The 24436-nt window shown below is 67.5% G+C and carries 26 protein-coding genes; 11 read left to right on the top strand and 15 right to left on the bottom strand.

What is annotated here, in order from left to right:
* Positions 1–25 precede the first annotated feature (25 nt).
* Both ACFC0O_RS40470 and ACFC0O_RS40465 read left to right on the top strand, forming a co-directional pair.
* Positions 26–754: a DUF4333 domain-containing protein gene (locus ACFC0O_RS40470; RefSeq protein WP_375967513.1), complete on the top strand. Its 729-nt coding sequence runs from the start codon at positions 26–28 to the stop codon at positions 752–754.
* A 175-nt stretch (positions 755–929) separates the two neighbouring features.
* Positions 930–1331, top strand: coding sequence for a hypothetical protein (locus ACFC0O_RS40465; protein ID WP_375967511.1), 402 nt, complete (start codon positions 930–932; stop codon positions 1329–1331).
* A 33-nt stretch (positions 1332–1364) separates the two neighbouring features.
* Here ACFC0O_RS40465 and ACFC0O_RS40460 read toward each other — a convergent pair whose 3' ends face one another.
* Both ACFC0O_RS40460 and ACFC0O_RS40455 read right to left on the bottom strand, forming a co-directional pair.
* Positions 1365–2333: a 5'-3' exonuclease H3TH domain-containing protein gene (locus tag ACFC0O_RS40460; protein ID WP_375967509.1), complete on the bottom strand. Its 969-nt coding sequence runs from the start codon at positions 2331–2333 to the stop codon at positions 1365–1367.
* 63 nt (positions 2334–2396) lie between these two features.
* The gene (locus ACFC0O_RS40455) at positions 2397–2774 is read right to left on the bottom strand and encodes a hypothetical protein (RefSeq protein ID WP_375967508.1); all 378 of its coding nucleotides are present in this window, start codon (positions 2772–2774) and stop codon (positions 2397–2399) included.
* 363 nt (positions 2775–3137) lie between these two features.
* Between ACFC0O_RS40455 and ACFC0O_RS40450 the strand changes: the two genes are divergently transcribed.
* On the top strand, positions 3138–4265 hold the full coding sequence (locus ACFC0O_RS40450; protein WP_375967506.1) for a M24 family metallopeptidase: 1128 nt from the start codon (positions 3138–3140) through the stop codon (positions 4263–4265).
* An 89-nt stretch (positions 4266–4354) separates the two neighbouring features.
* Here the strand turns inward: ACFC0O_RS40450 and ACFC0O_RS40445 are convergent, their stop codons facing one another.
* Positions 4355–4777, bottom strand: a complete 423-nt coding sequence (locus ACFC0O_RS40445) for a PPOX class F420-dependent oxidoreductase (RefSeq protein ID WP_364634033.1) — start codon at positions 4775–4777, stop codon at positions 4355–4357.
* A 149-nt stretch (positions 4778–4926) separates the two neighbouring features.
* Here ACFC0O_RS40445 and ACFC0O_RS40440 point away from each other — a divergent pair, with 149 nt between their 5' ends.
* Positions 4927–5682, top strand: a complete 756-nt coding sequence (locus ACFC0O_RS40440) for an SDR family NAD(P)-dependent oxidoreductase (RefSeq protein WP_375967771.1) — start codon at positions 4927–4929, stop codon at positions 5680–5682.
* On the top strand, positions 5679–6917 hold the full coding sequence (gene cbiE / locus ACFC0O_RS40435; protein ID WP_375967505.1) for a precorrin-6y C5,15-methyltransferase (decarboxylating) subunit CbiE: 1239 nt from the start codon (positions 5679–5681) through the stop codon (positions 6915–6917). The genes ACFC0O_RS40440 and cbiE overlap by 4 nt, the downstream gene beginning before the upstream one ends.
* 10 nt (positions 6918–6927) lie before the next feature.
* Here the strand turns inward: cbiE and ACFC0O_RS40430 are convergent, their stop codons facing one another.
* Together ACFC0O_RS40430 and ACFC0O_RS40425 are read right to left on the bottom strand one after the other, a co-directional pair.
* Positions 6928–7116, bottom strand: coding sequence for a hypothetical protein (locus ACFC0O_RS40430; protein WP_375967504.1), 189 nt, complete (start codon positions 7114–7116; stop codon positions 6928–6930).
* Positions 7117–7227: 111 nt separating this feature from the next.
* Complete coding sequence (locus tag ACFC0O_RS40425; protein ID WP_375967502.1) at positions 7228–7869, bottom strand: winged helix-turn-helix transcriptional regulator; 642 nt, start codon at positions 7867–7869, stop codon at positions 7228–7230.
* A 252-nt stretch (positions 7870–8121) separates the two neighbouring features.
* Here ACFC0O_RS40425 and ACFC0O_RS40420 point away from each other — a divergent pair, with 252 nt between their 5' ends.
* The gene (locus ACFC0O_RS40420) at positions 8122–8706 is read left to right on the top strand and encodes a hypothetical protein (RefSeq protein ID WP_375967500.1); all 585 of its coding nucleotides are present in this window, start codon (positions 8122–8124) and stop codon (positions 8704–8706) included.
* Complete coding sequence (locus ACFC0O_RS40415) at positions 8703–9464, top strand: cobalt-precorrin-6A reductase (protein WP_375967769.1); 762 nt, start codon at positions 8703–8705, stop codon at positions 9462–9464. Before ACFC0O_RS40420 ends, ACFC0O_RS40415 begins: the two co-directional genes overlap by 4 nt.
* On the opposite strand, the gene ACFC0O_RS40410 is transcribed toward ACFC0O_RS40415, so the two are convergent.
* The 4 genes from ACFC0O_RS40410 to ACFC0O_RS40395 are packed head-to-tail and all read right to left on the bottom strand — an operon-like array spanning position 9435 to position 12794.
* Complete coding sequence (locus ACFC0O_RS40410) at positions 9435–9980, bottom strand: PadR family transcriptional regulator (protein WP_375967498.1); 546 nt, start codon at positions 9978–9980, stop codon at positions 9435–9437. The genes ACFC0O_RS40415 and ACFC0O_RS40410 overlap by 30 nt on opposite strands.
* 35 nt (positions 9981–10015) lie before the next feature.
* On the bottom strand, positions 10016–11674 hold the full coding sequence (gene cobJ / locus ACFC0O_RS40405) for a precorrin-3B C(17)-methyltransferase (protein WP_375967496.1): 1659 nt from the start codon (positions 11672–11674) through the stop codon (positions 10016–10018).
* The gene (locus ACFC0O_RS40400; RefSeq protein WP_364634046.1) at positions 11671–12306 is read right to left on the bottom strand and encodes a precorrin-8X methylmutase; all 636 of its coding nucleotides are present in this window, start codon (positions 12304–12306) and stop codon (positions 11671–11673) included. Before ACFC0O_RS40400 ends, cobJ begins: the two co-directional genes overlap by 4 nt.
* 50 nt (positions 12307–12356) lie before the next feature.
* Complete coding sequence (locus tag ACFC0O_RS40395; protein ID WP_364634048.1) at positions 12357–12794, bottom strand: Lrp/AsnC family transcriptional regulator; 438 nt, start codon at positions 12792–12794, stop codon at positions 12357–12359.
* A gap of 137 nt (positions 12795–12931) precedes the next feature.
* Here ACFC0O_RS40395 and ddaH point away from each other — a divergent pair, with 137 nt between their 5' ends.
* A complete protein-coding gene (gene ddaH, locus ACFC0O_RS40390; protein WP_375967494.1) occupies positions 12932–13807 on the top strand; it encodes a dimethylargininase in 876 nt (291 codons plus the stop codon).
* On the opposite strand, the gene ACFC0O_RS40385 is transcribed toward ddaH, so the two are convergent.
* The 3 genes from ACFC0O_RS40385 to ACFC0O_RS40375 all read right to left on the bottom strand — a co-directional run bounded on the left by ACFC0O_RS40385 (position 13776) and on the right by ACFC0O_RS40375 (position 16004).
* On the bottom strand, positions 13776–14324 hold the full coding sequence (locus ACFC0O_RS40385) for a hypothetical protein (RefSeq protein ID WP_375967492.1): 549 nt from the start codon (positions 14322–14324) through the stop codon (positions 13776–13778). The genes ddaH and ACFC0O_RS40385 overlap by 32 nt on opposite strands.
* Before the next feature lie 97 nt (positions 14325–14421).
* Positions 14422–15621 carry a precorrin-3B synthase gene (cobG, locus tag ACFC0O_RS40380; protein WP_375967491.1) on the bottom strand — a complete coding sequence of 400 codons (1200 nt, stop codon included), beginning with the start codon at positions 15619–15621 and terminating at the stop codon, positions 14422–14424.
* Positions 15622–15773: 152 nt separating this feature from the next.
* Complete coding sequence (locus ACFC0O_RS40375; protein WP_364634055.1) at positions 15774–16004, bottom strand: hypothetical protein; 231 nt, start codon at positions 16002–16004, stop codon at positions 15774–15776.
* Between the two features lie 299 nt (positions 16005–16303).
* Here ACFC0O_RS40375 and cobN point away from each other — a divergent pair, with 299 nt between their 5' ends.
* Together cobN and ACFC0O_RS40365 are read left to right on the top strand one after the other, a co-directional pair.
* The gene (cobN, locus tag ACFC0O_RS40370; protein WP_375967489.1) at positions 16304–19981 is read left to right on the top strand and encodes a cobaltochelatase subunit CobN; all 3678 of its coding nucleotides are present in this window, start codon (positions 16304–16306) and stop codon (positions 19979–19981) included.
* A 261-nt stretch (positions 19982–20242) separates the two neighbouring features.
* Complete coding sequence (locus tag ACFC0O_RS40365) at positions 20243–20782, top strand: hypothetical protein (RefSeq protein WP_375967488.1); 540 nt, start codon at positions 20243–20245, stop codon at positions 20780–20782.
* A gap of 107 nt (positions 20783–20889) precedes the next feature.
* Here the strand turns inward: ACFC0O_RS40365 and ACFC0O_RS40360 are convergent, their stop codons facing one another.
* From ACFC0O_RS40360 to ACFC0O_RS40350, 3 genes are read right to left on the bottom strand one after another with little or no spacing between them, the layout of a single operon-like run.
* Positions 20890–21273 (bottom strand): PPOX class F420-dependent oxidoreductase, encoded by a 384-nt coding sequence (locus ACFC0O_RS40360; RefSeq protein WP_364634060.1) that lies wholly within the window; start codon positions 21271–21273, stop codon positions 20890–20892.
* Between the two features lie 28 nt (positions 21274–21301).
* Positions 21302–22777, bottom strand: coding sequence for an AMP-binding protein (locus ACFC0O_RS40355; RefSeq protein ID WP_375967487.1), 1476 nt, complete (start codon positions 22775–22777; stop codon positions 21302–21304).
* A 50-nt stretch (positions 22778–22827) separates the two neighbouring features.
* On the bottom strand, positions 22828–23625 hold the full coding sequence (locus ACFC0O_RS40350) for an enoyl-CoA hydratase/isomerase family protein (RefSeq protein WP_375967485.1): 798 nt from the start codon (positions 23623–23625) through the stop codon (positions 22828–22830).
* 92 nt (positions 23626–23717) lie between these two features.
* On the opposite strand from ACFC0O_RS40350, the gene ACFC0O_RS40345 reads away from it, so the two are divergent.
* Positions 23718–24341, top strand: coding sequence for a TetR family transcriptional regulator (locus tag ACFC0O_RS40345; RefSeq protein WP_375967484.1), 624 nt, complete (start codon positions 23718–23720; stop codon positions 24339–24341).
* Positions 24342–24436: the final 95 nt, after the last annotated feature.

The raw sequence follows: 24436 nt of genomic DNA, 5'->3' as shown, positions 1-24436 counted from the left end.
TCGGATTGCGAGTGGAGGCAAGCAAATGAGCGGCCCGTACGGACCGAACGACGCCCCAGGCACTGGGGAGGGACGCAACGATCCGACGCAGCAGTGGGGCGGCGGTCAGCCGCAGCCCGGCGGCGCTCCGGGTCAGAACTGGGGTGGGCAGCCCGCGCAGCCGACCACGAATTGGGGTGACCAGCAGCAGCCGTGGGCGCAGAGCCAGCCGCAGCAGCCGCAGCCCGGTCAGCAGTGGGGGCAGAGTCAGCCGCAATGGCCGCAACAGGGTCAGCCGCAGCAGCCCGCCACCGGCGGTCAGGAGTGGGGCCAGCAGCCGCAGCCCGGTCAGCAGTGGGCGGGGAGCCAGCCGCAGTGGCCGCAGCAGGGTCAGCCCGGGCAGCCCGGCTGGGATCAGTCCCAGCCCGGTGGTCAGCAGTGGCCGCAGCCGCAGCCCGCGAAAAAGAAGAAGACCGGGCTGATCATCGGCATCGCGCTGGCGGTCCTGGTGGTGCTCGGCGCCATCGTCGGCGGTGTGGTGGTGCTGACCGCCAAGGATCAGCTCGACAACAAGGCCGTGGCCACCGGTGTGCAGAAGGTGCTCAAGGATTCCTACGGCATCGAGGATGTCCAGGATGTGAGCTGCCCGTCCGGCCAGAAGGTCGAGGTCGACAAGACCTTCGACTGCTCGCTCAAGGTGGGCGGTGAGGCCAAGAAGGTCACCATCAAGGTCACCAAGGATGACGGCACCTACGAGGTGGGTCGTCCCAGCTGATCCGGTGCGATAGGCGTTGACAACCCGGGGCGAGAGCGTTTCGCCCCGGGTTTCGTCATTTCCGGGGGCGGTTGCGGTGAATGCGCTGGAAGGGACTGTCCGGGGTGAGCGGGAGGGATATCGGGAGTACAGTGGCCACAAGATCGTGTTAGCCGATAGGAGTGTGGGGGGCGTGATGATGAAAAACGCTGCGCGCAAAGCCGGTTGGACCGTGACCTCGATCGCGGCGCTGGCCGCCGCCTTCGCCCCCGCCGTCGTCGTCAATGCCGCGGGACCCGATCCGGTGGTCTACGACTGCACCCGCACCGCCGATCAAGCGGTGCAGCGGCCCTCGAACGTCCTGCTCGCCTGCGGTGACGGCGGGCTGTGGGTCAAGGACATCACCTGGTCCAGTTGGGGGCCGAATACCGCCGAGGGCGACGGCACCCAGTCCCGGCGGACCTGCGTACCCAATTGCGCGCAGGGCGGTGTCGCCACCGGGCCCACGCACATCACGCTGACCGATGTGCAGGGCAATCGTTTTCGGCAGGCCGTGATCACCGATCTGAACGGTAAGCCGGAGACCTGGCCGATGTGAGCCGGAGCCCGGCCATCGGCCGGGCAGCGTGCTTCAGCGCTTGGCCATGGCCGTGATGAGGCGCTTGACCGGGCTCTCGGCGTTGTACGCGACCGCGAGGGCTTGCAGCTCTTCGGGATTCGCGGGTTCACGGGGGAGAATATCCGGCTTGGAGAACTCGACCGTGGCATCCTGGACCACCCGCACAACGGGTGCGGCGGCCTTCAAATAGTCTTCCGCGGCAACGAGTTTGGCGCGCACGCCCTTGGCCATATCGGAGTCCGGATCGGCGGCCGCGGCGCGCAGCGATTCGATCGAACCGAATTTGGAGACGAGCTGGGCGGCGGATTTATCGCCGATGCCCGCGACACCGGGCAGACCGTCCGAGGCGTCACCGCGCAGAGTCGCCATATCGGCGTACAGCGGGCCCGCGTTCTCTTCCGGCACACCGTATTTCGCCGAAACCTCGGCGGGACCCCAGAGTTCGGCCTTGGACAGACCGCGCCCGACATAGAACACCCGCACCGGGGGAGCCGGGGTATCGCGAACCAGTTGCAGCAGATCGCGATCGCCGCTCACCACGATCACCTCGCTATCGCGCTCCACCGTGGCCAGCGTGCCGATCACATCGTCGGCCTCCAGCCCCTCCGCGCCCGCGGTCGCGATCCCGGCGGCCTCCAGCACGGCCATGATCATGTCCACCTGTGGGGTCAACGTGTCCGGAACCTCTTCCGCCACAGCGTCGATGGCGTCCGCGGGCTGTTCCTCCGCGACCCGGTGCGCCTTGTACGACGGAATCAGATCGACCCGGAACTTGGGCCGCCAATCCAGATCCAGGCATACCACCAGTCGGCTCGGCGCATGCTGTTTGACCAGCGCCGCGACCATATCGGTGAACCCGCGCACCGCGTTCACCGGTTGCCCGTCCGGCGCGGTGATCTTCTCCGGAATCGCGTAGAAGGCGCGGAACCAGAGACTGGCGCCGTCGAGCAGCAGCAGGGGACCGGTGGCGGGAGCGCTCATAACGCCAAACGCTACCGCGCACCCCCGACACCGCGCGGCACGGCACGACGTGACGTGAGCGCGTTACCAGATCAGGACGCCGCCGCCGACTTCCAGGGCGCGGGCCGCGGCGGCTTCGATATGGGTCAGGCGCGCGGCGATGCGTTCGGTGTGCACTTCGCGGGGATGGGAGTCGTCGGCCTGTGCCGCGATCGCGTCCAGATGCGCACGCAGCAGCGCGCATTCGTCGAGGAATTCCGGGACCGCGTGCGGGAGGACGGTGAGGTCGCCGCGCGCCAGGACGGGAAAGTAGTACGCGCCCAAGGCCAGCACGGCGGTGGAGCCCCAGACGGTCGTACGCCAGCGTTCGAACCCGGCAAGTTCGCCGCCCGGTGTCGGCGGGTCGAGCAGTTGCCAGGCGCGGTTCTCGTCGAGAACATAGGCGTAGACGGAAAGGCTCATTTGCCAAGCATGCGCTGACGATCACGGCGGTCCGCGCAGGGGTTGCCCGATTGGTCGTGATTCTCGGCGATCACGCAGGTCGCGCGACGAAGAATGTGGCCGTCATCGCGCACGGAACTCTGCCGTGCGACTGCTCACCATGAACCGTGCGATGGCTGACTTCGAACCGAGTGCTGGCCGGGCTCGAGTCGTGCGATGGCTTGCGTCGAGCTGCGCGATGGCCGGCCCCGAGTCGCGCGATGGACTGACGGTGATCGGAATCGATCGCGGCGCTGGATGATTCGAGGCGGACGCGGTCTGTTCGCGGATCCACCGCGATGACCTTGCCCGGGCTGTCGGGGGTACCGGGTAACGTCGGGGGCTATGAGCTCTCATGACGAGACACGATTCGGAGCGGACGTCTACGGGGCGCGGCTGGAGCGGGCGGCGGAGCTGACGCGGGCCGCCCATCTGGACGCACTGCTCATCACCCCCGGGCCGGATCTGCAATATCTGATCGGGTCCCGGGCGCAGTCGCATGAGCGGTTGACCTGCCTGGTGGTGCCCGCCTCGGGTGAGACGCCGTCCGTGGTGATCCCCAAACTGGAGTTGGCGGCGCTGGGGCCGTCCGCGGTCGCCGAGCTGGGTCTGCGGATCGTGGACTGGGTGGACGGCGTCGATTCGCACGGGCTGGTGAAGTCCATTCTCAATGCCGGTGCCCGCACCGCCGTCGATGACAATATGCCCGCGCTGCATTTGCTGCCGATCACCGATCGGCTCGGCACGCTGCCGGTCTCGGCCACGCCGGTGCTGCGCGAATTGCGAATGCTCAAGGACCCCAGCGAGATCGACGCGCTGCGTCGCGCGGGCGCGGCCATCGATCGGGTGCACGCCCGCATGGGTGAGTTCCTGCGCGCCGGGCGCACCGAGGCCGAGGTCGCCGCGGATATCACCGCCGCCATCATCGCCGAGGGCCATACCCGCGCCGCGTTCGTGATCGTCGGTAGCGGCCCGCATGGCGCGGACCCGCATCACGAGGTCTCCGATCGCGTGATCGAGGACGGTGACGTGGTGGTCATCGATATCGGCGGCCCCGTCGAACCCGGCTATTTCTCCGATTCCACCCGCACCTATGTGCTGGGTGAGCCGTCCGAGGAGATCGCCGAACAGTTCGCGGTGCTCGAGCGCGCGCAGGCCGCAGCCGTCGCCGCGGTGCGGCCGGGTGTCACCGCCGAATCGGTCGATGCCGCCGCCCGCGATCTGCTCGCCGCCGCCGAACTGGCCGAATTCTTCGTGCACCGCACCGGCCACGGCATCGGCCTGTCCGTGCACGAGGAGCCGTACATCGTCGCGGGCAATGATCTCGTGCTCGAAGAGGGCATGGCCTTCAGCATCGAACCGGGCATCTACTTCGCCGGGGAATGGGGAGCCCGCATCGAGGACATCGTGGTCGTGACCGCCGACGGCTGCGAATCGGTGAACAAGCGCCCGCACGGCCTCACCCGCCTGTAAAGCGCCGTACCGCAAGAGGTTTCACCGAGCTCCGCGACCTGTTTCGCGGAGCTCGGTTGTTTCCGGGACGATTCCCGCCGATACCGGTCTCAGCGCTGAGCCGCTCCGGGCTTGAAGCCGCTGCTGGACAGTACGCGCCGCACGGCGATGGCGATGACCACGCGCGTCGGGTTCTCGCGCGGCTGACGGTAGCGACCGGCGTAGCGCACTTCCGCCGCAGCGACATCGGCGGGCGCGTCGAGCACCGTCGCCGGACCCTCCAGGGTCAGCCAGCGAGCGCCGTCCACCTGGCTCACCGCCGCATAGCCGCCGCGCCGCACATTGCGCACCTTCATCGACCCGCCATCGGTGATGATGCGCGCGATCCCGGCCTCCGGATCCCAGGTGAATCCGACCGCGACCACGTGCGGGGTCCCGTCGGCGCGCAACGTGGTGAGGGTGGCGAGGTGTCGCTCGGTCACGAATTCGATGGCGGCGGGCGAGAGTTCGGGGCTGGTTGACGTGGTCGGCATGCGCAGAACGCTAGCAACCCCCGACCGATGCCCGTGCGTGGCGTGCGCGATGCGCCGTGCGGGGCCTGGACCTGGTGTTGGTCGTTGCGGGTCGGCCACCTCGGCGCGCCGGTGCGGGCGGGGCGAATGGCAGACTGTTCGCCATGGGAATGGGTTCGCGGGATGCCGATGCGGGCGTCGTGTTGTTGCTGGGTGGGCGCAGTGAGATCGGGCTCGAGGTGGCGCGGCGGCTGGCTCCGGGGCGGGTGGTGGTGCTGGCGGCGCGCCGGGCCGATGACCTGGGACCGCAGCGGGCCGAAATGGGCAGGTCGGGGGCGGCCGAAGTGCATTGCGTGGAGTTCGACGCCGATGATTTCGCGAGTCATCAATCGCTGTTGGAGAAGGTCACGGCCGAGCACGGACCGCTCGGGGTGACGGTGCTGGCGTTCGGGGTGCTGGGTGATCAGGCACGCGCGGAACATGATCCGGCGCATGCGGTCGCGGTGGTGCAGACCGACTATGTGGCGCAGGTGAGTGTGCTCACCAGTCTGGCGAATCTGTTGCGCGCGCAGGGAAATGGGCAGATCGTGGCGTTCAGCTCGATCGCGGGCGTGCGGACGCGGCGCGCCAACTACGTCTACGGTTCGGCCAAGGCGGGTCTGGACGGTTTCGTCACCGGTCTCCAGGATGCGTTGTACGGCACCGGGGTTCACCTGCTGCTGGTGCGCTCAGGCTTCGTCATCGGCCGCATGACCGCGGGCATGGATCCGGCTCCGCTGTCCAGCACCCCCGATCAGGTCGCGGACGCCGTGGTCTCCGCGCTGTACCGGCGCTCGCGCGTGGTGAGCGTGCCGCGCACCATCAAACTCATGTTCATGGCCATGCACTTTGTGCCGCAGTCGATCTGGCGGCGGATGCCGCGATGACCCGCCCGGTGTCCTGGCCCGCGGAGCGCCCGATCGTGGTCGCGGGTATCGGCGCGGACGGCTGGGACGGTCTCGGCGGCCCCGCGCGCCGCGCCGTCGCCGACGCCCAGGTGCTGTTCGGCTCGCCCCGTCAACTGGCCCTGATACCCGATTCCGAATGCGTGGCCGAGCGCGTGGCCTGGCCGTCCCCGCTGGTTCCCGCCCTGCCCGGCCTGCTGAATCAGCATGCGGGCCTGCGGGTTTGCGTACTGGCGAGTGGTGATCCCATGTTCTACGGCATCGGGGTGACGCTGGAGCGGCTGGTCGGCGCCGCGGCCCTGCGGGTGCTGCCGCAGCCCTCCTCGGCCTCGCTGGCCTGCGCCCGGCTCGGCTGGAGTCTGGCGCAGACCCCGGTGGTGAGCGTCGTCGGCCGCCGCTTGGAGACCGTACTTCCCGAGTTATCGGCTGGCCGCAAGATTCTCGTGCTGAGCGAGGATGAGCACACCCCGGCCCGGTTGGCGGAGATGCTGTCCCGCAACGGTTTCGGTGATTCCCACCTGACGGTTCTGGAGCAGCTCGGCGGCCCGGAGGAACTGCTGGCTGCCGCAAGCGCCGCGAATTGGCAACGGGCGGCAGGAAACCCACTCAATATCGTCGCCATCGACTGTGTGGCCGACCGGACGGCGACCCGTCTGACCCGGTTGCCGGGTCTCCCGGATGCGGTCTACGCCGGGGATGGCCAGCTTACCAAGTGCGAGATCCGCGCGCTGACCCTGACCGCTCTCGCTCCCGTCCCCGGCGAGCTGCTCTGGGATATCGGCGGCGGTTCGGGCACGATCGCTATCGAATGGTGCCGCACCCATCCGGCCTGCCGCGCACTCACTTTCGAACGGGTCGAGAGCCGTCGCAAGCAGATCACCGAGAATGCGGCCGCCCTCGGCGTTCCCGCCGTCGACGTACACGGTGCCGCCCCCGATTCCTTTGCGGACCTGCCTGATCCGGATGCGATATTCCTGGGCGGCGGACTGACCCAGCAGGGAATGTTCGACGCCTGCTGGAATCGGCTATCGCGCGGCGGTCGACTGGTCGCCAATTCCGTGACGGTCGAATCCGATGCGCTATTGACCGCGCTGGCCGCCGAATACGGTGGCGCGCTTCGCAAATTTCAGGTCTATCGTGCCGAACCACTCGGCGGATTCACCGCGTGGCGTCCGCAGCTTCCGGTCACCCAGTGGTCGGTCGTCAAACCGCTGTAGGTGGCCGCGGTTATTTGAGCCGGGGCTTGCCGGAGAGTTCGTCGAGATACCAGCCGCGCGGATATTCCGGTGCTGCGGATTGTGCGGGCGGCTGGGCATCGGACGAATCCGGTGGGAGCGAGTCCGACGGTTTTATCATCAGAAGTAGGACCGCCACCAGGGGCAGTGACGCGATGGCGACAATGGCGAAAAGCTGCATACTTGGCGCTTACCCACATCCGTCGCCGCCACGCATCGGCGACGGCCGGTTGGATCCCGCGTCACAGTCGATTTCGCACCGTATGGGACAACAGGGCCGGGCGCGCGGTGTTCAGCCTCTGCTGAACACCGCGGCGAGTTCGAGTGTGTCCCCGCGCAGTTCGCCGATTTCGGCGGCCTGCTGGACGGTGAGCTGCCCCGAAGCGAGTCCCAGCACCGTGGCGGGCTCGCCGTGGAACACCGTCGCCGGATATTCATCGGGATCGAGCATCGCGTGCGTGCCGGTCGCATCGACGCGAACCGCGACCAGGGTGCCGTCGACCTCCACGCCCACGACGGTCGGCGTCTCGGTTCGTTTGTCCTGCATCAGCGCGCGCAGGGCCACCACCAGCCAATGCGTGCGAAAGGTCTCTTCGTGCTGCGGACCCGACGCCATCAGCGGCGCGCTCCAGGTCACCAGCGAATCGACGGTGCCGCGGAGTTCTTCACCCCAGGAGGTGAGGCGATAGCTGACGCCTCTGACCCCGGGTTCGAGGCTGCGCCGGATCACGCCCGCGCTCTCCAGCCCGCGCAGCCGCTCCGCGAGCAGGTTCGTCGCGATACCGGGCAGCGCCGCGTGTAGATCGCTGTATCGCGCTGGGCGGATGAGCAATTCGCGCACGATCAGCAGATTCCAGCGTTCGCCGATGATGTCGAGCGCGCGGGCCAGCCCGCAGTACTGACCGTAGGTCCGCGTGGAGTTCGGTGGTCGCATTCCTGTCTTCCGAATCGGGGAGGAGGGCGTGCCGATGAGGAGCGTGCAACCTAACTACTACGTACGTACGGCGATAGTAGATGGCGGTATCCGCCTGCGCAACAAAGGGTCCGGGCGGCGCGGTGCGTACACGCCGGAATTCACCAGGACAGCGAAGCATTCAGAATGAAACGTGTGCGAGTCGGCGGTAGGGTGGCCAGCGGTGATCCGGCTGTTGCCGGATCCGACTGTTAGAGCTCTATTGGGAGATTCATGAAGTACACGAAGTATGTGGCGACGGCATTCATTGCGGCGGCGGCGACAACGATCGCGGCGGGCACCGGATATGCGGCTCCGGCGGCTCCGGCTCCGGCTGTACAGGACCAGCAGGATTTGCCGCAGATGAAGGGCAGCCAGCAGGGTGTCGACTATGTGGTGAATCTGGCGCAGGCCGGAAATGGCATCATTACCCAGGTGACCGGCGGACAGTTCAGCATGAGCGCCGATGGGAAGTCGGTGGCGCTGCAGAACAAGGATGGCGCGGTCCTCACTCGGGTGAATTTGTCCAGTGTGGTGGCCGGTAAGCAGATCGATCTGGCGGCCGCGATCGATCAGGATGGGCGGCAGTTGACGCTCACCTCGGATGCCACCCCGGTCATGTCCGCGAAGGAAATCAGCGGCGTGGATTGGTTCATCTCCGAATTGCAGCGTGCGGCGATCGGCGGATTGATCGGTGGTCTCATCGGTCTGATCTTCATCGGTATCGGCGCGATCCCGGGCGCGATCATCGGCCTGCTGGTGGTCGGTGGGCAGCCGCTGATCGATTCGGGTTCCGCGGCTCTCACGGGGCAACCCTGAAAACGTTGATTCTGGGCGGGACCCGGGAAGCCCGGGAACTCGCCGCTATCGCTTCCGGTGAGCGGGGATTCGATATCGTGTCTTCGCTCGCCGGTCGTGTGCGCGAGCCCGTACTGCCCGTCGGGGCGGTGCGGGTCGGGGGATTCGGGGGAGTCGACGGGCTGCGGGAGTGGCTGGCGGACAATGGGATCGACGCCATTGTCGACGCCACACATCCGTTCGCCGGGGGGATCACCGCCAATGCCGCGCAGGCCGCCGCGGACGCCGGGTTGCCGGTGCTGCATGTGCGCCGCCCCAGCTGGCGGGAAGAGGCGGGGGACAGGTGGATTCGCGTCCCGGATGTGAGTGCCGCGGCCGAAGCCGTTGCCGGACTGGGTGATCGGGTATTTCTGACCATCGGCCGCCAGGGCGTGGCCGCCTTCGCCGAATCGGCGCAATGGTTTCTGGTCCGCGCGATCGACCCGCCGGACGGTGCGATGCCGTCTCGGCATGAATTGCTGCTGGCGCGTGGGCCTTTCAGCGTCGAGGACGAGACGGCACTGCTCGCGGATCGCCGCATCGAGGTCATGGTGACCAAGGACAGCGGGGGAGCGTTGACCGAGGCCAAGCTCACCGCCGCTCGCGCCCTGGGTATTCCGGTGCTGATGATCGATCGCCCGCCGCTGCCCGCGGGGGCGCGGCGGGTGGAAACCGTTGCCGCGGCCTGGGAATGGCTGCGGCAGGCCGGGTCAGGACAGTCGGCTGGCCGGGTCGAGTAGTTCCGGGAGCCGGTCGAACCAGTCCAGCACCGCGCGTTCGTAGCGGATGCCGAAATCCAGTGTCGCGCGTTCGAAGGGCGACATCTGCTGTTCGTCATGCCCGGACAGGTAGCCCGAGAGCCGCTGTTCGTGCAGTGGCCGGTTGGCGGCGATGATGCGCTCCAGCCGGACCGGATCGACGAATTCGCCGAAGGACAGCGTGAGCAGCAGCGGCACCCGGATGGTCTCGGCGCCCGGATCGCGGGCGATCCATTCGGCGAAGGCGTCGCGGCCGTCCTCGGTGATGCGGTACGGGGTGCGATCGCGGGCACCGGTCTCACCCTTTTCGACCAGGCCGTGCTGATGCATGGTCGCCAGCTCGCGGTACACCTGGCTCTGGGTGATGGTCCAGAAATCGCCGATGCGGTCCTGCGCCTGCGCGACCAGATCCCAACCGGACATATCGCCCTGGTGTAGGAAGCCCAATAGCGATGCGGCCGTCGAATTGAGCGGGCGCCGGGTCTTTTCCTCTGCCACTACACTCCTTCCAGCCTGCATTCCACTATGGAATGTTAGTCCCCATATCGCCGGGACGTGTACACCCGGGGTCCTCCGGGCGCGTCGAACACGGTGGTGGTGGACGCACCGATGATCAATAACGTGCGCATATCCACCTCGGCGGGGTCCAATTCGCCCAGGGTGACCACGCGTACGGTCTCGGTCGGACCACCCACATCGCGCCCGATCACCACCGGCGTCTCGGGCTTGCGATGCTCGAGCACCAGATCCCGCATCGCGCCCACCTGCCAGGTGCGCTGCGAGGACGCCGGGTTGTAGACGGCGAACGCCATATCCGCGGCGGCCACCGCGGCGATCCGCCCGGCCACCACCTCCCACGGCTTGAGCCGATCCGAGAGCGAGAGCATGGCGAAATCGTGGCCCAGCGGCGCGCCCATCCGGCTCGCCACCGCACTGGCCGCGGTCACCCCGGGCAGCACCCGCACCGGCACATCGCGCCACTGCGGATCGGCCGATTCCTCGACCACCGCCGCCGCCATGGCGAATACCCCGGGATCGCCGCCCGAAACCACGACGACCTTATGCCCGGCCTTGGCCAGATCCAAAGCCATTGCCGCGCGCTCGGATTCGACCTTGTTATCGCTGGAGTGCCGCCGCTGCCCCGCCCGCTCCGGCACCCGATTCACATACGTCGCGTACCCGACGATATCGGTGGCCTCGGCCAGCGCCCGCGTCACCTCCGGCGTGGTCCACTCCGCCGCGCCGGGCCCGAGCCCGACCACAACCACTTCGCCGCGCGAATCACCCGGTGTAACAGCGGGATCGGAGGTCGATCCGCCGCCGGTCGTCGCGGCAGCGTCGAGATCGAGCACCGCGGCTACCTCGGCGGGTTCATGCGATGTCGCGGGCACGGTGGCGGTGCGAGCAGTCCGACCTGTGTCGCGGTCACTCTCGGCAGCGCTGGAAACGTTGTCCGTCAGCGCGATCCGCGTTTGTGGTGTGGGTCCGGGGACGACGGTGATCGCGAAGTAGGGGACGCTGCTCTCATCCACGTCGGCGGCGCGCAGCACGCGCTGGCGGGTGGAGCTGGCGCGTTCCACGTAGTAGGCGTCGTCGAGGCGACCGGCGTCCGAAAGGGCTTGGCGCACATTCGGATAGGTGCGGCCGAGCTTCATGATGGCGGCGGCGTCGGCGGTGCGCAGGCGTTCGGTGAGCTCTTCGACCGGCATGGTGCCGGGCAGGACCGAGAGGACTTGTTCGCCTTCGACCAGGGGTGTGCCCAGGGCGGCGGAGGCGGCGCTGACCGAGGTGACGCCGGGGATGATCTCGGATTCGAAGCGGTCCGCCAGGCGGCGGTGCATGTGCTGGAAAGAGCTGTAGAAGAACGGATCTCCCGCGGCCAGCAGTGCGACCGTGCGCCCGGCGGCCAGGTGTTCGGCCAGCCGCGCGGCGGCGCTCTCGTAGAACTCGTCGATCGCGCCCTGATAGCCGCCGGGATGATCGGTGGTCTCGGTGGTCACCGGGTAGACCAGGTGTTCCTCGAGCTGTCCCGCCCGCATATACGGTGCGGCGATGGCGCGCGAGATGCTGCGCCCGTGCCTGGCGCTGTGGAAGGCGATGACATCGGCCGCGCCGATGATCCGCGCGGCCTTGACCGTCACCAATTCCGGATCGCCGGGGCCGAGCCCGACACCCCAGAGCTTGCCGCTCATTCTTGTTCGCTCGCAATCGCATTGAGGGCGGCGGCGGTCATGGCGCTGCCGCCGCGCCGGCCCCGCACGGTGAGGAATTCGATATCACCGTATTCGGCCAGGGCCTGCTTGGATTCGGCCGCGCCGATGAACCCGACCGGAATGCCGATCACCGCCGCGGGTTTCGGCGCACCGGAGTCGAGCATGTCCAGCAGATGGAACAGCGCGGTCGGCGCGTTGCCGATGGCGATCACGGCCCCGTCCATGCGGTCGCGCAGGAGTTCCAGCGCCGCAACCGATCTGGTGTTGCCCAGCTCCGCCGCGAGTCCCGGCACGCGCGGATCGCCGAGCAGGCACAGCACCTCGTTATCGGCGGGCAGCCGCTTACGCGTCACCCCGGACGCGACCATATTCGCATCGCACAGGATGGGCGCACCCGCCCGCATGGCGGTCCGCGCCCGGTTCACCACGTCATTGCTGAAGTCCACGTCCGCCGCCAGATCCACCTGCCCGCAGGCGTGAATCATCCGCACCACGACCTGCGAAATATCCGCCGGAAAGCGCGCCAGATCCGCTTCTGCGCGAATCGTGGCGAACGAGCGCCGATAGATCTCGGCCCCGTCGGTGAGGTAGCTGGTACGCACGTCGGACATGGGGTTCACCCTAAGCCGTGCCCGCCAGCGTCCTTGCGCCGGTGTTCGACTCAGGTGCGCGGGCGTTCCAGTAGCCGGGACATGACGATGCTGCTGCGAGTGCGGCCGACGCGGGCGTTCTCGCGGATGCGTTCCACGGTGACTTCGATTTCGGCCATATCGGTGGCCATGACGTGCACCAGGGCGTCGGCTTCCCCGGCGATGGTCCAGATGCCGATGACCTGCGGGATGGGTTCGAGGCTGCGGCGCAGTTCGGCCGGGGAGATGTTGTCGCGGTAGTAGACCTCGACGTACGCCTCGGTGCGCCAGCCCAGCGCGGCCGGATTGACCAGTGCGGTGAAGCCGGTGATCTGCCCGGCCGCGACCATCTTGTCCACCCGGCGTTTGACCGCGGGCGCGGAGAGTCCGACGATCGCGCCGATCTCCTGGAACGAGGCACGGGCCTGTTTGAGCAGGTGGGCCAGAATGCGCCGATCGATCTCGTCCACCGGTCCGCCTTTCGCTCCGACGCAACGAATCGCCGCCATCCGTGGAAATTGCGCAACGATTCGCTATTTCTGACGCAACGGTACGCCATTTAACTTCGTGATCAATGCTTGTACGCGCAAGTCATGAAGGAGCCTCGTTGACCTCCGCAGCCACGCTCCGCGCGCCGGAACCCACGGGCGCCCGCCGCCCCACCCCGCGCCGGTATCTGATGTGCCGACCCGATCATTTCGACGTCTACTACGCGATCAACCCCTGGATGGACACCACGGCCCCGGTCGACCGGGCCCTGGCGCTGGCGCAATGGGAGAACCTGCGCGCCACTTTCGAACGCCACGGTCACACGGTGGATGTGATCGACGGCGTGCCCGCACTGCCGGATATGGTCTTCGCCGCCAATGGTGGTCTGGTGATCGGGGATCGGGCGCTGTCGGCCCGCTTCGCCAATCCCGAACGCGCGGCCGAGGGCCCGGCCTATCACGACTGGCTCTCCGCACAGCGTTTCGCGCGGGTCAGCGCCGCGCGCGAAACCAATGAGGGGGAGGGCGATTTCGCCATCGCCCACGATAAGATCTTGGCGGGCACCGGTTTTCGCAGCTCGCGCGCCGCGCACGAAGAGGTGCAGGAATTCTTCGAATTGCCGGTCATCTCACTGGAATTGATCGATCCGCGGTTCTATCACCTCGATACCGCGCTCATGGTCCTCGATGACACCATCGCCTACTATCCGGCCGCCTTCAGCGGTGAGAGCGCGCGCCTGCTCGCCGGAATGTATCCCGATGCCATCATCGCCACCGAGGAGGATGCGAACGTCCTGGGCCTCAATGGAGTCTGCGACGGCTACCACGTATTCCTGAGCGAGAAGGCCGTCGCACTGTCCGAGCAGCTGCGGGCGCGCGGTTACGAACCCGTCGGCATCGAGCTGTCCGAACTGCTCAAGGCGGGCGGCAGCGTGAAATGCTGCACGCTGGAACAGCATTCGGTCAGAACGGCAGTGCGGCCTTCCACGGACTGACCGCCGGATTGTTGAGCGGGTGCGCGATCACCAGGAACCGCAGCAGCATGAGCGCACCCGTGATCTGCAGGATCGCCAGCGGAATCTCGCCGATGAGCGCCGTGCCCACCGACACCCAGATATCGCCGGGCGCGGCGGTCACGATATCGAACCAGGCGTCCACCAGCAGCAGCATGCCGGTGGCGAAGGCGGGCAGCACCAGGAATACCCGGCGTTTCCAGCCCAGGTAGGCGGTGGCGCTCATCATGATCACCAGCAGCACGTCGAAGCCGATCCAGGTCAGCGACCAATTGCGGGCGTGATAGTCGGCGGGCAGGGTCATGGCGAGGTAGACGATCCAGGGGATCAGGATCAGTGAGCCGCCGACCATGAGCGTGAGGCGGATGCGGCGGTGAATCCGCACCACCTCGGGCCGTGGCAGTCCGCGCCCGGCGGGTTGTAATCGTGCGATGAGCTCGCGCCGCTCATGATCGGACATGGCGGCGATCTCGTCATCGCTCATCTTCGAAACAGTCATGCCGACCTCCCGCGCGCTCCCTATGCGCCGATCAACAATCCGAGGTTCCCGAACAATCCATTGTCGGCCGGAGCGAGGCGGGACGTGCGATCGGATGTCAGTCGGCGGGGTCGATGCGGTAGCCGTCGGGGGTGGCGATGACATCGGTGACCGCGCCGCGCGGTCGGCCGCAGCGGCGATCGCAGCCGGACCAGTGCTGGCGGCCGGAGGCGACGACCTCCTCGGCGTCGAGACCCTCCTGCGCGAATTGCGGTGCGCCGGAAGGGACTACGCGCCCGGATTCGACCGCTTCGGCCACATCGGCGCGCACATCGGTGAGCGATTTCGCGCAGCCGGGCGCGCCCGCGCAGGCGCTGGCCAGCAGCCAGGGGGAGTTGGCGTCGAAGATCAGGCCCATCGGGGCGAGCACCCGCACCACCTGTTCGGCGGTCCACTCGTCCAGATCGGCGATGACCAGGCTGCGCCACGGTGTGATCAGGATGGGGTGTTCGATCGCGGCGATGAATTCGGCGGTGCGCGCGGGCAGCGAGCCCAGTCGCACGCCCGCGCCGAGGGCGACGCGATTATCGGCCTGGGTCAGCCAGCCGATCGGAATGTCATGGTGGCCGGTCACTTCCACGCCGGAGGTGCTGGTCTCCAGCCCGGGGCGGCTGGTGTGCAGGTGTTCGGTCAGCTGGGTGACACCGTCGGGGATCTCGTGCAACCGCCACTGACCGTCACGCAGTTCGAGGAATCCGTGTGCGGCGGCGAGCATCAGCTCGACCGCATCGTCGGCGGTCACCCGAATCCCACTGTCCGCACCCGCGAGCAGCAGCGCGAAGCTGTTCTCGTCGACCGCGTGCACGCCGATATCCCCGCCGAGTCCGCTCACATCGCCGCGACCGTCATCGAGGGTGAACAGCACGCGCCCCGGCAGTTCCGCCAGCCGCGCATCGGCTTGTAATCCGGCATCGAGCGCCGGTACCAGCGGATGCACATCCGCCCAGCCGCCGACGCGCCCGGCCAACGGCGAGGCGATGATATTGCGAACCCGCTCATGCGAGGCGCTCGGCAGCAGCCCCGCCGCAGTGAGCCGTTCCTCCAGCGCCGCCGCATCGCGGACCTGCCGCAATTGCACATTGCCACGCGAGGTGAGTTCGATATTGCCGTCGGCCAATTCGCGCGCGGCCTCGGCCAGGGTCTGCATCTGTTCCGGCGTGAGCTGTCCGCCGGGTACGCGAATCCGCGCGAGTGGCCCGTCGGCGGCATCGTGCAGGCGCAACACTCCCGGGCAGGAGTCGGGATCTGTTCGGCTCATGGCAACACAAGCCTACGACGAGCGGCGCGGGCGGCCGACGACACCCGCCGTGTCCAGGTGGTAACACGACGAGCTCACCGCGGCGGCGAGATCGGGCGCGTTATGAGGCCGATGCATTGCCTGCCGCGGTGAGCGGGTGTCGGGACGGGCGGTCAGCCCGCCTGGTGGGGTTCGATCGATTTCGGTGCGCCGCGGCGAGTCGCGAACGCGGGGGAGAGTTCCCAGGTGTCCTGCAGGAGGTTGGGGACATTGTGGTGGTCCTGGTGATCGCGTCGCACCGTGGTGGTGATCAACGTGATCCCGAACAGGATGGTGCCCGCGCAGATAATGCCCGCGAGCATCGCGTACTGCGTGTGGCCACTGCCGGCGGCGGTCAAAGCCATTGCCAGCGTTGCGAACGCAACCAGTGTGCAAAAGTATCCTGACCAGGCAGCAAAGCGATTCCGCCTGACCCATCCCGGTGTGATTGGCATACCGGCAGCGTACGCGCGGCGGTGATAGCGGAACAGTATGGCGGACCGGGCTTTGCCGCACTGTGATCCGGGCGCGATAGCATCGGCGAGCTCGTCGGACGGAAGAAACCGGTGCAATTCCGGTGCGGTCGCGCCACTGTGACAGTCAGACCTTCCCGTCGAGCGCCACACCGTGCTGGGCGCGTCACCCGAGGAAGGCTGAAACCACTGTGATTCTGCTGCTGTCCACGTCCGATACCGATCTGCTGAGCGCGCGCGCCAGCGGCGCCGCGTATCGGCTCGCCAATCCGGCGCGCATCCTGCCCGAGGATCTGCCCGGCCTGCTGGAGGGCGCGGATCTGGTGATCGTGCGCATCCTCGGCGGTAAGCGGGCCTGGGAGGAGGGTCTGGACACGGTGCGCGCCAGCGGTATTCCGCTGGTCGCCCTCGGCGGTGAGATCGCCCCCGACGCCGAGCTGATGGAGTGCTCGACCGTGCCCGGCGGTGTCGCCGCCGACGCGCACAACTATCTCGCCGCCGGTGGGCCCGCGAACCTGCTGCAGCTGCACAACTTCCTGTCCGATACCGTCCTGCTCACCGGGCACGGCTTCGAACCGCCGGTGGAACTGCCCAGCTGGGGTGAGCTGGAACGGGATTCGCGACCGGTTGCCGAGGGTGCGCCGACGGTCGCCGTCGTGTACTACCGGGCACAGCATCTGGCGGGGAACACCGGCTACATCGACGCACTGTGCTCGGCCATCGAGGACAAGGGCGCTCGCGCGCTGCCGGTGTACTGCGCCTCACTGCGCACCGCCGAGCCGGAGCTGCTCGCCGCCCTGCGCACGGCCGACGCCCTGGTGGTGACCGTGCTCGCCGCCGGTGGCACCAAGCCCGCGACCGCGTCCGCCGGTGGCGATGACGAAGCCTGGGATGTGGGCGCGCTCGCCGATCTGGATGTGCCGATCCTGCAGGGACTCTGCCTCACCAGCGGGCGCGCGCAGTGGGAGGCCAATGACGACGGGCTGTCCCCGCTGGATGTCGCGACCCAGGTGGCGGTGCCGGAATTCGACGGGCGCATCATTACGGTGCCGTTCTCGTTCAAGGAGTTCGACGCCGACGGGCTCTCCACCTATGTGCCCGATCCCGAGCGTGCCGCACGCGTGGCGGGCATCGCGGTGCGGTACGCGCGACTGCGCCATATTCCCAACTCCGACAAGCATATTGCGATCGTGCTGTCGGCGTACCCGACCAAGCACGCCCGCATCGGCAACGCGGTCGGCCTGGACACCCCGGCCAGTGCGTTGCGCCTGCTGAACGAATTGCGTTCCGCCGGTTACTACCTCGGCGAACCGGGCGAGATCCCGGGCCTGGAGGAGGGAGACGGCGACGCGCTGATCCACGCGCTCATCGCCGCCGGTGGTCAGGACCCGGACTGGCTGACCGCGGAACAGCTGGAGGGCAACCCGATTCGGATCGGGGCCGACACCTACGGCGCGTGGTTCGCGCAGCTCCCCGAGGATCTGCGCGAGGGCGTGGAAGAGGCGTGGGGAGCGGCCCCGGGCGAGTTGTACGTGGATCGCTCCGCCGATCCCAAGGGTGAGATCGTCATCGCCGCAATGCGATTCGGCAATGTGGTGATCATCGTGCAGCCGCCGCGCGGTTTCGGCGAGAACCCGGTCGCCATCTACCACGATCCGGATCTGCCGCCCTCGCACCACTATCTGGCCGCCTACCGCTGGCTCGCCGCCCCGGACGGTTTCGCCGCCGACGCCATGGTGCATCTGGGTAAGCACGGCAATCTGGAATGGCTGCCGGGCAAGACCCTGGGCATGTCCGCCTCCTGCGGTACCGATGCCGCGCTCGGCGATCTGCCGCTGATCTACCCGTTCCTGGTGAACGATCCGGGCGAGGGCACCCAGGCCAAACGCCGCGCCCACGCCACCCTGGTCGACCATCTGATCCCGCCGATGGCGCGCGCCGAAACCTACGGCGATATCTCGCGTTTGGAACAGCTGCTCGACGAGCACGCCAATATCTCCACCCTGGATCCGGCCAAGCTGCCTGCCATTCGCCAGCAGATCTGGACGCTCATGCGCGCGGCCAAGATGGACCACGACCTCGGACTGGCCGAGCGGCCGGACGAGGACGTCTTCGATGACATGCTGCTGCACGTCGACGGCTGGCTGTGCGAGATCAAGGATGTGCAGATCCGCGACGGCCTGCACATTCTCGGGCAGGCGCCCGCCGGTGAGGCCGAGGTCGACCTGGTGCTGGCCATGCTGCGCGCCCGCCAGCTCTGGGGCGGCGAGACCAATGTGCCGGGCCTGCGCGAGGCGCTGGGCCTGAGCGAAGCGGGCGATGAATCCCGCGAGCGCGTCGACACGTTCGAAACCCTTGCGCGCGAACTGGTCTCGGCAATGCAGGAGGCCGACTGGGACGTCCAGGCGATCGACGCCATTACCGAGAGCTTGGTCCCCGATGCGGACGCGGGCGCTGAGCCCGCGTCCGATGCGGCGGGATCCACCGCACCGCAGGGTGATTCGAGCGCGACCCCGGAATCGCCACGTGACGCAGTGCGCCGGGTGCTGGGATTCGCTGCGACAGAGGTGGTTCCGCGCCTGCGGCAGACCGGCGTCGAGATCGCGCGCATTCTGCACGCGCTGAACGGCGGCTTCATTCCGGCCGGGCCGAGTGGTTCGCCGCTGCGCGGGCTCATCAATGTGCTGCCCACCGGGCGCAACTTCTACTCCGTCGATCCCAAGGCCGTGCCGTCCCGGCTGGCCTGGGAGACCGGGCAGGCCATGGCGGAATCGCTGCTGGCGCGCTACCTGGCCGATCACGGCGAATACCCGCGCTCCGTTGGCCTTTCGGTCTGGGGCACCTCGGCCATGCGCACCTCCGGCGATGACATCGCCGAGGTGTTCGCACTGCTGGGTGTGCGGCCGGTCTGGGATGAGGCCAGCCGTCGCGTCACCAAGCTGGAGGCCATCGGGCTCGAGGAACTGGGCCGGCCGCGCATCGATGTGACCGTGCGCATCAGCGGCTTCTTCCGCGACGCGTTCCCGCATGTGCTGGCGCTGCTCGACGACGCGGTGCGCCTGGCGGCCGGGCTGGATGAGCCCGCGGAGTCGAATTACGTTCGCGCGCATGCCCAGTCGGATCTGGCCGCGCACGGCGATGAGCGCCGCGCCACCACCCGCATCTTCGGTTCCAAGCCGGGCACCTACGGTGCGGGCCTGCTCCAGCTCATCGATTCCAAGAGCTGGCGCACCGATGACGATCTGGCCCAGGTGTACACGGCCTGGGGCGGTTTCGCGTACGGCCGCGAGCTGGACGGGGTTCCGGCGGCAGACGATATGCGCATCGCGTATCGCCGAATCGCGGTGGCGGCCAAGAACACCGACACCCGCGAACACGATATCGCCGACTCCGACGATTACTTCCAGTATCACGGCGGTATGGTCGCCGCGGTGCGCGCGCTCACCGGTAAGAACCCGGAAGCCTATATCGGTGACAGCACCCGTCCCGATGCGGTGCGCACCCGCACGCTGTCCGAGGAGACCGCGCGGGTATTCCGGGCGCGCGTGGTGAATCCGCGCTGGCTCGAGGCGATGCGCCGGCACGGTTACAAGGGCGCGTTCGAAATGGCGGCGACCGTCGACTATCTCTTCGGCTATGACGCCACCACGAATGTGGTCGCGGACTGGATGTACGAAAAGCTCGCGGAATCCTATGTATTCGACGATGTGAATCGGAAGTTCATGGAGCAGTCGAATCCGTGGGCGCTGCACGGTATTGCGGAGCGTTTGCTGGAAGCCGCCGAGCGAAAGCTCTGGGAGCAGCCGGAAGCCGATACCCTGGAGCGACTGCGCGAGGTCTATCTGGAAACCGAAGGCGAACTGGAATAAGGGAATTCCGCATTTCGCGGCGAGTCGGGGTCGGACGCATAGGACATCGGCGGACAACCCCGGCACCTGCCCTATCCTCGCGGCAAGTCTGAGGGGACGATAAGAATCGTCCCGGCGTCAGTCTCGGGGAGGCGCCGGGAACTCCAATCACGCTATTGGGATGAATAATTGGATGTGGATTCCCCGATTCGCCGTGTGCACCCCCGGAATACGCCTTCTAGGTAATGCGGTGAATCGGCTCTTCGAATACGGGTAATCATCATGAGAATAGCCAAATTCGCCGCAACAACCCTCTTCTCCATCGCCGCGGTCTGTATAGCCACGGTCACCGCGCACGGTGAACCCGCGGTCGCGCAACCCGGTATCAGTGGTGTCGATCGAGGGGTCGAGTACACCACTGCCCTGGCGCCCGATCACTCCGCGGTCACCACCACGCTCACCGGTGGCAGGTTCGAAATGGCCGGTGGCACAGTCGATGTGCTCGGACCGAGCGGTGAGACCATCGCCTCGCTACCGCTGACCTATCAGGCCGCTGACCGGGCGCTCAATGTCATCCCCGAAATCGACGCCGCCGGAACGACATTGACGATGCGCCCGGAGAACGCGGCCGATATCGCCACGCCCGCAGCCGATCCGGTCGCGCTACAGAATATCTCCAATGTCGGATCCATCGTGGCCGGGGCGCTGATCGGCTGTGTGGTCGGCGCGGTGATCGGCGTGTGGTTCTTCTTCGTCGGCGCGATCGTGGGCTGCGGTGTCGGCGGCCTGCTCGGGGCGATCATCGCCGGCCAGCAACCATGAGGTGAGCACGGCTGTGCGCGGGGCAGCACCGAGCCGTGCGCATGGCGGACCGCCGGACCGGATCACCGGCCCGGCGGTTCGACCGTGGTTTATTCGACGGTGGTTTCTCAGCCCTCGGCGATGATTTCGATGCCGACGGTGCCGGTCTTACCCCGGCGCAGCGTGCTGCCGGTGACCACGAGATGACCCTGCAGGCCGTAGCGGCGCTTGACCAGACCGCGCACGCGATCACTGCCCGCGTCATCGAGGATGGTCGCCTTACCGCTGACGATGTCACCGTTCGGCTTACCGCGCACATCGCACGCCTGCACGGTGACCTGCGGATTGCGGCGAATGCGCTTGACCTTCCAGCTGTCGGTGACCGTCCAGACATAGAGGCGGCCGTTATCGAGGGCCGCCCACAGCGGCGTCCCAACCGGGGTGCCGTCCTTCTTGAAGGTGGTCAACAGGACGTACTTGGCGGTCCCTACCGGGCCGAACGGGTTATCCACGCCCGCAGCCTATCCGGTGCCCGCGCGTTTAGGCGGGCTCCTCGGGCCAGTAGCCCGCACGGATTCGGCGTTTGAAGAGTTTGCCGGTGTCCTCGCGGGGGAGGTTGTCGTCGAAGACGACGATCTTCGGGACCTTGTACCCGGCCAGGTTGGCGCGCACGTGCTCGCGGACCTGATCGGCGGTGAGGCCGGTGGCCTCGATATGGGCGGCTATGGATTCCCCCAGGTCGGCGTCGGGGATGCCGAAGACGGCGGCATCGCGGACACCGGGGAGTTCGAGCAGACAGGCTTCGATCTCGGCGGGATAGATATTGACGCCGCCGGAGATGATCATGTCGGTGCTGCGGTCATTGAGGTAGAGGTAGCCGTCGGTGTCGAGGTAGCCGATATCGCCGATATCGAGGTAGCCGTCGCGTTCCATGGCGGCGCGCTTGGCCGGATTGCCGTGGTACGTGAAGTTGGGCCAGCCGGTGGGCGGACGCAGATGGATGCGACCGGAGGTTCCGGCGGGCAGTGGTTCGCCGGTGTCGGAGTAGATGCGGATATCGCCGTCACCGATCGGGTGCCCGACCGTTCCCGGATGCGCGAGCCACTCCTCGCTGTCGCAGGCGACGCAACCGCCGGTCTCGGAGCCGCCGTAGTACTCGCGCACGATCGGGCCGAACCAGTCGATGATGCGGCGTTTGATCTCGGGCGGGCAGGGGGCGGCGGCGTGCACGACCGCTTTCAGCGAGGAGAGATCGTAACGGGCACGCACGGATTCGGGCAGGCGCAGCAACCGGACGAACATGGTGGGCACGGCTTGGAAGTGATCGATCCGATGGGTGTCGATGAGCCGCAGCAGCTCCTCCGGATCGAATTTCGGCATGATCGTCAGATCGATGCCCGCCGCCGCGCTGACCAGACAGTGCACATTGGGCGCGGTGTGATAGATCGGCGCGGGCACCAGGGTGCGCATTCCCGGTGCGAGACCGAAGGTTTCGAAGACGAGTGCGGCGAGCGCCGCGCCCTGTTCGGGGGTGGTGGCATCGCGCACGATGCCCTTGGGCCGTCCGGTCGTGCCGGAGGTGTAGATCATCGACTGTGGTGCCCGCGTAGGGGATTGGGACCACGGACGCAATTCGCCGAGCCATTTCTCATAGCGGGGATGGCGACCGGTCGGTGCTACCGCGTCGTAGTCCACCTCGATGAGCACCCGATCACCCGCCACGGGTTCGACGGTCGGGATGAGATCCGAATGCGCGAAGATCACCCGGCTGCCGCTGTCATCGAGCAGATAGGCCAGTTCCGCGCCCTTCCAATGCCAGTTCACCGGAACGGGAGTCGCCCCGAGCAGTCCGGCCGCCATGCTCACCTCGATGAACGGCAGGTCATTGTGCATGAAGATGGCGACCCGGTCACCGGCGCGCACACCGTATTCGGCGAGTCCGGTCGCCACCTGTGCGGCGCGCAGTCGTAGTTCGTCGTAGTCGCGGGAGGTCTGTCCACATCGAATCGCGGGCATGGTCTTTCGTCCTTCATCGGTTGAAACGGCGTGTTCGACAGGGTGATCGGTCAGTCGGCGACGCGGGTGGTGCGCCAGGCGTCGAAGGCGGCCGCGAACTCGCCGCGATGGAAGGCCGCGGCCTGCGCCACCGCCTCGAGGTCGATGGCGGTCGCCAGATCGGTCTCGGCGGCCGCGCGTAGTAGCCGTTTGGTCGCCGCGGCGGCCCCCGGCTGCCGGGTCAGCATCGTCGCGAGCTCCAGCGCCGTCTGTAAGGGATCCGCGGTCACCTGCGCGACCAGTCCCATCTCTTGGGCGCGCTCCGCACCGACCGGTCGGCCCGCGAGCAACATCTGTAAGGCCGGGCCCGCGCCGATGAGGCGCGGCAGTAGCCAACTCGCCCCGGTATCGGGCAGCAGGCCCATGCGAATGAACGACGGCAGCAGTATCGCCCCGGGGGAGGCGACCCGGATATCGCAGGCCAGCGCGAGCGCCATGCCCGCACCGACGGCCGCGCCGTCGACGGCGGCGATGGTCGGCTGCCGCAGCGCCCAGAGCCGCTCGGCGGCGCGCATGGTGCGCGCGAGATTCTCCGCCACCTCCTGTTCGGAGGTGCGGCCGAGATCGCCGATCGTCTCGAAATCGCCACCGGCGCTGAATGTTCCGTTCGCTCCGGTCACCACGACCGCTCGCACGCTCGAATCCGCGGCGATCAATTCGAGTTGCCTGATCAGTTCGGTGAACAGGGCATCGGTGATGGCGTTGCGGGATTCGGGGCGATCGAAGATCAGGACGCGGATCCCGTCCGAGCGCTGTCGCACCCGCAGTCCAGCGCTGTGATCCAGAGTTGAGGTTTCGGTACTCGGCACCGGGGTCCCCATTTCGTTCCGGTAATTACAGGTCACTTGACCTGTGTCGGAGGTTACAGGTCAAGTGACCTGTCGTCTATATAGTGAGGGCCATGGTTTCCGCCGCGACCCGCAATACCGCCAGTGCCCAGCGCGAACGCAGTGATCAGATGCGTGCCCGGTTGATCGAGGCGACCATCGACAGCCTTGCCGCGCACGGCTATCCGGCGACCACCACGCGCCGGGTCGCCGAGATCGCCGGGGTCTCGCTCGGGGCGATCGCACACCATTTCCCGGTGCGGATCGACCTGATCACCACCGCGCTCGACGAGGTCGGGCGGCGCATGGCGGCGGAGCTGCACGCGGCCGCCGCCGCGGCGATCGCGGCCCGGCCGCAGGAGCGCACCCCAGCCCTGCTCGATGTGCTGTGGACCGCGTTCACCAGCGAGTTGTTCGCGGTATGGGTGAAGGTGTGGATCGCCGCGGTGGACGATGCGGAGCTCTATGCCGCGCTGGCCCCGTTCGAACCGGCGCTGTCGGCGGCCTTCGCGGCGATCGCCGATGATGTTGCCCCCGAACATCTTCCGCGTGCCGAATGGACCCATCGCATCGCGGTGGCGCTCGACGCCATGCGCGGACTCGCGCTCACCCAGACGATCCAGCCGCGTCCCGCGCGGCCGCGCCGGGATGCGTGGCCCGCGACCAGGGCGGAACTCACCGCACTCCTCGATCGCTGAGATGTGAATCGTCTCTAGTTCCGCCCTGCTGTAGCCGGGGCGGAAAAACTTCTCCTTGACTGTTGTCTTGTCGACGGTATTCACTAAGTGAATCA

Source organism: Nocardia sp. NPDC056100, from assembly GCF_042266325.1.
In the GTDB taxonomy this organism is placed as follows: Bacteria; Actinomycetota; Actinomycetes; order Mycobacteriales; family Mycobacteriaceae; genus Nocardia.
Note: the sequence above shows the minus strand (reverse complement) of the source record. Positions and strands in the feature narration are given on the sequence as shown.